This is a genomic window from Aeromonas enterica (assembly GCF_054052465.1).
In genome coordinates this window covers 1-3,027 of sequence record NZ_JBSTYL010000054.1, presented here as the reverse complement: position 1 = coordinate 3,027, position 3,027 = coordinate 1, and the positions used below count along the sequence as shown (strand labels likewise).

At 48.5% G+C, this 3,027-nt stretch carries 2 protein-coding genes and 1 pseudogene; 2 read left to right on the top strand and 1 reads right to left on the bottom strand.

The window, feature by feature from the left end; translation table 11 throughout:
* Positions 1-1,906, top strand: a 1,906-nt coding sequence (locus ACW5XD_RS23830; protein ID WP_456497014.1) for an Ig-like domain-containing protein, incomplete at its 5' end; no start/stop codon positions are given.
* A gap of 452 nt (positions 1,907-2,358) precedes the next feature.
* Here the strand turns inward: ACW5XD_RS23830 and ACW5XD_RS23825 are convergent.
* A pseudogene (locus ACW5XD_RS23825) lies at positions 2,359-2,470 on the bottom strand (IS481 family transposase); the annotation flags it as partial.
* Between the two features lie 49 nt (positions 2,471-2,519).
* On the opposite strand from ACW5XD_RS23825, the gene ACW5XD_RS23820 reads away from it, so the two are divergent.
* Positions 2,520-2,759, top strand: coding sequence for a hypothetical protein (locus ACW5XD_RS23820; RefSeq protein WP_456497013.1), 240 nt, complete (start codon positions 2,520-2,522; stop codon positions 2,757-2,759).
* Positions 2,760-3,027 lie beyond the last annotated feature (268 nt).

Here is a 3,027-nt window from a genome sequence, read left to right as displayed (position 1 = left end):
CGACTTCGTGGCCGACAAGCCCGGCGTGTACGACGTGACCTATTATGTCACCGATCATAATGGCGGCTATGCGATAGCGGTGGTGCGCATCGGCGTCAAGGCAGACAGCCTGTGGTCCGACATTGTGTTGAGCGATGGTGCCCGCTACACGGCCCCGTGGGAGAAGAACCTGGCCGACAGCCTGGGAGTGCCGTACCAGGATTACTATCAAGAAACCAATGCGACCGGCACCTATGACGTGGCGCTGTTCAATTACAACGCGGCCCTGACCCTGTGTGCGGCCAGGGGCATGGCATTGCCTTCCCTGGCCGAGATGAACACATTGCACGGCGAGAAGCCGGACCCGTCCAGCAGTGACAACTGGCCGGTGGAGCGTCCCTATTGGACCCGCGAGCCCTTGGACACGGGCAACAATGGCCAGGTCTATGACCTGGTTTCCGGCAGTGCGACCCTGAGCCCCATCCTGACCCCGGCGGGGGTGACCTGCGTCTATAGTGGCATTCTGACGAGCCTGGAGACGGTGACCGACAACCAGTATGTGTCGGGCACGCCCGCCCAAGATGCCAAGGATGAAGTGGAGGCCCTGGTCACCTCCAGCGATGGCACCCCCGTTGCGCTGCGCAATGTCTACTTCTACTCCAATAACCCTGGCCTGGTGTTCAACCAGAAGCAGGTCGCCACCGATGCAAACGGCAAGGCGAAAATCGCAGTGTCATCGTCCATGGCGGGCACCTTTACCGTCTATGCCAATTACCTGACCCAGACGCTGAACACGGCGGTGACCTTTATCGACAATCTGGTCAGTGCGCTGAGCATTAGCGGTGGGGATGAAGTGCGGATGGGCCAAACCCTGGCCCTTACGGCGTCCGCGAGCTATGACTCCGGGGATGTGGTCGATGTCAGCAGTGAAGCAGATTGGACAACCAGTGATGTGACCACCGCGACCATTGGCGGCGGTGTAGTGACGGGTGTAAAGCCGGGGATGGTGGATATCGGTGCGAGTTTTGCCGGGGCCAGTGCTGCGGCTCACCCCGTCACCGTGTTTGCCGGCCCGAGCAGTCTGGTGGTGACACCGGATAAAGCTACCGTGCCTGTTGGTAATACCCAAGCCTTGAATGCAACTGTCTATTTTGATGACAGCAGCACCCTGGATGTGACCAATACCGCAGCCTGGTCTTCATCGAACGCTGCGGTGGCGAGTGTGGATACCACCGGCATGGTGACTGCCAACACCAGCGGTACGGCCAATATTCAGGCCAGTTATACCGATCATGGCATTACCCAGACCGACAGCGCCGTCATTACAGTGGGCAAGGTGGTGGATCACACGGCTATTAATCCCGCATCCTTCAGTCTGGGCGTGGGTGTTGGTAGGTATATCAATAACACTGTGTACTATACAGACTCGACGTCAAATATTGTAACCAGCTCAAGTATTTGGTCTAGCTCAAATGCATCTGTCGCGTCAGTATCACAGAGTGGATATGTCTTTGGGAATGGCACCGGCAGCGCAACGATCACAGCTAAATACACTGAAAATGGTATTCAGTATACTTCTACCTCAGAGGTGGTCGTCGAATCTCTCGCACCTAAATTATCATGGTGTTATCTTGAGGCCAACCCAGGAGCCATTAATTCGGTTAATTTTGGCGCTACCGATAGATTGGAAGTGAGTATGAAATTTTCAGATGGTTCATCAGTAAGAGTGTCGCCCACAATGGCGAGTGTGGAGACGAGTGGATTACCTTACTTTGAAATCTCTAGCGATTATAAATATATAACTGCAAAGGCTTACACCCCTCCGTCGACAGAGTATAAGGTTACTGGAGTATATGAAGGTGATGCAGGAAAACCGGGAGGAAACTATAAATGCTCGCCAGTTACATCTATGCATGTAACGCCGTAGCAGTATCGATTTTTTAATGTTAAAGGGTGAGAGTATATAGCTCTCACCCTTTTCAATATGGACCAAGACTAGCGTCATTGTGACTGAATAATTCACTGAATATATTCATTGACAAGAGTGTGAAACTATAAGGCTATGAAGGATAGGCTAGTTTGCAACTGGTTTGTTAATATATAAATGCTGTCGGCATATGTCTAAGTTATGGCATCATTTTATCTAATGACGTGATGAACAGAATTTTTAAAAAAGGTTTTTTTGAATGGTTTATCTTTATTTTAAATAATATAGCGCGTTGATTAGGTTTGTCTAAAATCATTAAAAATATTATTGCAATGTCAAAATGGTTGCGATGATATTAAGTTATGCTGGTATGAATCTAAGATATTCTAAGTTCTATATTCATGTAGAACTAACCAGATGGTTCAACCGTACTCTTTGTAGCGACGCCATCATTTCCTGAGGGTCGGCTTAGATATGCCACATCCGCCACATACCAAACCTGTGTTATCGGTTTTTTTCGTAGAGATGTACCCACAGTAATTTTTTATGAATTTCTCTGTTCATCACATCATAGTGAAGCGATCTCTATTCATCACACACAGAGGATATATTTTTGTTGGCTATTGCGCTAAACATCATTAGTTGTGCGCAATTGGTCAAGATGTGGTCTGGAATATTTGTAGAATATGCAGCGTTGCTATATGTGAGTGAACAGAGGAAGAAGGTGAAGAATAAAACAATTGTCATGTTATCTCTGCTGCTGGTTGTCTCTGCTGGAGCCCATGCCGCGCTGTCTGGCAGCAAACTGACGCTGGGGGCGGGTATCATGGATGGATGGGAAAAGCATCAATGAATTGATGTTGGCGGTTCAAAAGCAATTTCAGGGTTTCTCTATTTTATCCATATGAAACCACAAAAAGCTATTTCGCTAAAAGTCAGACTGGATTCGTGAACGCCAGAGTTTTCAAGGATGAAATATCAGAAAATCTCTGTAAATGAAGTCCATATTGCACAGTGACAGAATCCGGTGAAAAACATCCGGGATCTGTAGGTCACTTGTGCTCATGTTTAATTTTGGTGTGCTTTTGTTGGCAGATATACCTGGAACAGAGAGTTGGCAT